At 67.4% G+C, this 3,021-nt stretch carries 2 protein-coding genes and 1 pseudogene; all 3 read left to right on the forward strand.

Features of this window, described 5'->3' with window-relative positions:
* Nucleotides 1–212: 212 nt before the first annotated feature.
* Nucleotides 213–2,098: pseudogene (locus AHiyo1_RS09955) on the forward strand (family 78 glycoside hydrolase catalytic domain); the annotation flags it as partial.
* Nucleotides 2,099–2,143: 45 nt separating this feature from the next.
* A complete protein-coding gene (locus AHiyo1_RS26530) occupies nt 2,144–2,692 on the forward strand; it encodes an alpha-L-rhamnosidase C-terminal domain-containing protein (RefSeq protein ID WP_253257276.1) in 549 nt (182 codons plus the stop codon).
* A gap of 29 nt (nt 2,693–2,721) precedes the next feature.
* Nucleotides 2,722–3,021: hypothetical protein (locus AHiyo1_RS24675; protein ID WP_172465565.1), on the forward strand; the 300-nt coding region annotated here is incomplete at its 3' end.

The raw sequence follows: 3,021 nt of genomic DNA on the forward strand, positions 1-3,021 counted from the left end.
GGCCTTTTGGGGCCATCGACGCCGGGGAGCAGGTGGCAGTCGAGGTGCGCGTCTCGGGGAACGACGGCGGCACCACGGCTTGGAGCGCACCCTTGGCTTTGGCGGGTGGCTACCTTGAAGGGCCGTGGCAGGCCGAAGCGATCGGCCTGCCCGTCCTTTCCCGGGCGGAGATTCCGCTCGGGCAGCCCGGCCAATTGCGGCACGAATTCACGGTGGGCCCGGGCTTGGCCAAAGCCACCCTCTTCGCCACCGCGCACGGTGTCTACCAGGCCGAAATCAACGGCTCGGAAGTGGATGACCAGGTTCTGAAACCGGGCTGGACGGCTTACGCCGACCGACTCAACCACGAAACCACCGACGTCACCGCGCTCCTCAAACAGGGGGCCAACGCCATTGGTGTGTGGCTCGCGGGAGGCTGGTACACCGAAAAATACGGCTTCCACGGCTTTGCCACACCGTTCTACGGCGAGCAGCCGGCCGTCAAAGTGGAACTGCATCTCGAATACGCCGACGGCACGCGGCAAACCGTGGCCAGCGGCCCGGAGTGGCGGGGCACCACGGCGGGCCCACTCGTTTCCAGCGGCATCTACGCGGGGGAATCTTTCGATGCGCGGCGTATCGAGGCCGGCTGGTCATTGCCGGATTTCGACGATTCGCGCTGGCTTCCCGCTTCCGTGGACTCCGGAGCTGCGGATTCCAGGGCCCCGGGCTCCAAGCCGTGGGCGGAGGCAACTCCCGCCGTGGCGCCTCCGGTCCGTCGGATCGAAGAACTGCCGGTCCGGGAAATCCTGACCACGCCATCCGGCGCCACCGTCCTGGACTTCGGCCAGAACCTGGTGGGCCGCCTCCGGATCCGGGTAAGCGGCGACGCGGGACGCCGGATCACACTCCGCCATGCCGAGGTCCTGGAAGATGGTGAACTGTCCCTCCGTCCGCTTCGCCTGGCTGCCGCTACGGACAGCTACACGCTCGCCGGCGGCGGGGAGGATTCCGGGGAGGAGGAATGGGAGCCTCGCTTCACGTTCCACGGGTTCCGCTATGCACAAGTAGACAACTGGCCCGGCGAGCTGGACCCGGCGGCGATCACCGCTGTCGTCGTCCACAACGACATGCGCCGCACCGGATGGTTCGAGTGCTCGGACCCGATGTTGAACCGCCTGCACGAGAACGCCCTGTGGGGAATGCGCGGCAACTTCCTGGCGCTGCCCACCGACTGCCCGCAGCGGGACGAGCGCCTTGGCTGGACCGGAGACATCCAGGTCTTCAGCCCGACGGCCAGCTACCTCTACGACTCCTTGGGGTTCCTCAGCTCCTGGCTGCAGGATCTCGCCCTCGAACAGAGCCACCGCAACGGTGTGGTGCCCATTGTCGTTCCTGCGGTGCTCGGCATGCTGGAATCGCCCGTGGCCGCCTGGGGTGACGCCGCCACGGTGGTTCCGTGGGTGCTCTTTGAACGCTTCGGCGACCTCGGACTGCTGGGCCGGCAGTACCGAAGCATGTGCGATTGGGCTGATGCGTTGCTCCGCGTCCGGGACAGCTCCGGCTTGTGGCAGGGCCAAATGCAGCTGGGCGACTGGCTGGACCCGGCAGCACCGCCGGACAAGCCCGGCGCCGCCCGCACCCACGGCGACATCGTGGCCAGCGCCTACCTTTTCCGTTCCCTCGACCTCACGGCCAAGCCGCGGCCGTGCTGGGCGCCGACGACGACCACGGCAAATACTCAACCCTCGCCGAAGACGTACGCAGCGCGTTCCTCTCCGAATACGTCACGCCCTCCGGCCGCATGGTTTCGGATGCGCAAACGGCCTACTCGCTGGCTCTCATGTTCGGGATCAGCACGGATCCCGTCCAACGCCAGGCACTTGGTGACCGGCTCGCGGAACTGGCCCGGCTGGGCGGCTACAGGATCGCCACCGGGTTCGTCGGTACGCCGCTCGTCGCGGACGCCCTGACCGTCACCGGGCACATGGATGCCGCTGAGCGCTTGCTCACCCAGACCGAATGCCCGTCCTGGCTCTACCCGGTCACCCAGGGCGCCACCACCATCTGGGAACGCTGGGACTCCATCCTGGAGGACGGCACGGTCAACCCCGGCGAAATGACCTCCTTCAACCACTACGCGCTCGGCGCCATTGCCGATTGGATGCACCGGACCGTTGCCGGCCTGGCTCCTGCTGCGCCGGGCTACCGGAAACAGCACATCGCTCCGCGTCCGCTCCGGAGCCTGCAGCATGCCGGCACCTCACACGAGACGCCGTACGGCCTGGCCAGCGTGGCCTGGAAGCGTTCCGGCGAGCGGATCCTCGTGGAAGCCGTCGTGCCTCCGGGGACCACCGCCGTCGTTTCCTTGCCTGACGGATCCGAGGAGTTCGAAGTGGGATCCGGCCGGTACGCCTGGGACGTGCCCGACGTCGCTTCTGCCGCGGCGCACGGTGCCGTGTCCCTGGACTCGCCGCTGTCCGCCATCATGGACGATCCCGGGGCCTACGCGGCAGTCTGGCAGGCCATCGACGCGCACGATCCCGCCGCGGCAGCCCAATTCCGCAAGGACACCGTCTGGTACCGCCAGACGTCCCTGAACCAGGGGCTGATCTTCACTCCAGCGCCCATCAAGCGAGAGATCGGCTCCGCATTGTCGGCACTGAGCGGCACACGCACCGATGTCCCGTCCCTTGCTCCACGAGAACACTGACCTGAGAACCCTGAACCGAGAAGGCAAAGATGACCACTTTCACCGCTGAAAGCCCCCTGTACTTCGTGATGCGGCACGCCGAAGGAAACCGCATCCTGAGCGAACGCGTCCCCACGCTTGTGAACAGCCCGGCGCTGCACACGCTCTACTTCCACGAGGTGGGCACCATCCTCGGAACCGAGGAGGCCCTGCAGGGGAAGCCCAGGGAAACCGCGGAAATCCTGCGCCTCCTCGGCGAGTTGGAACCCGAGGATCTTGCAGCCCAGCGGGCCGCCGAGGCGGCGGCCGATCTTCCCGCCCCGGCTGGGGACTATGAGCCCGCTCAGTGG

Source organism: Arthrobacter sp. Hiyo1 (assembly GCF_001263615.2).
Taxonomy (GTDB): Bacteria; Actinomycetota; Actinomycetes; order Actinomycetales; family Micrococcaceae; genus Arthrobacter.

What these genes read in the sequence shown, in the direction of transcription:
- AHiyo1_RS26530 (WP_253257276.1), top strand. Translation starts at nt 2,144, where the DNA reads ATGCACCGGACCGTTGCCGGCCTGGCTCCTGCTGCGCCGGGCTACCGG.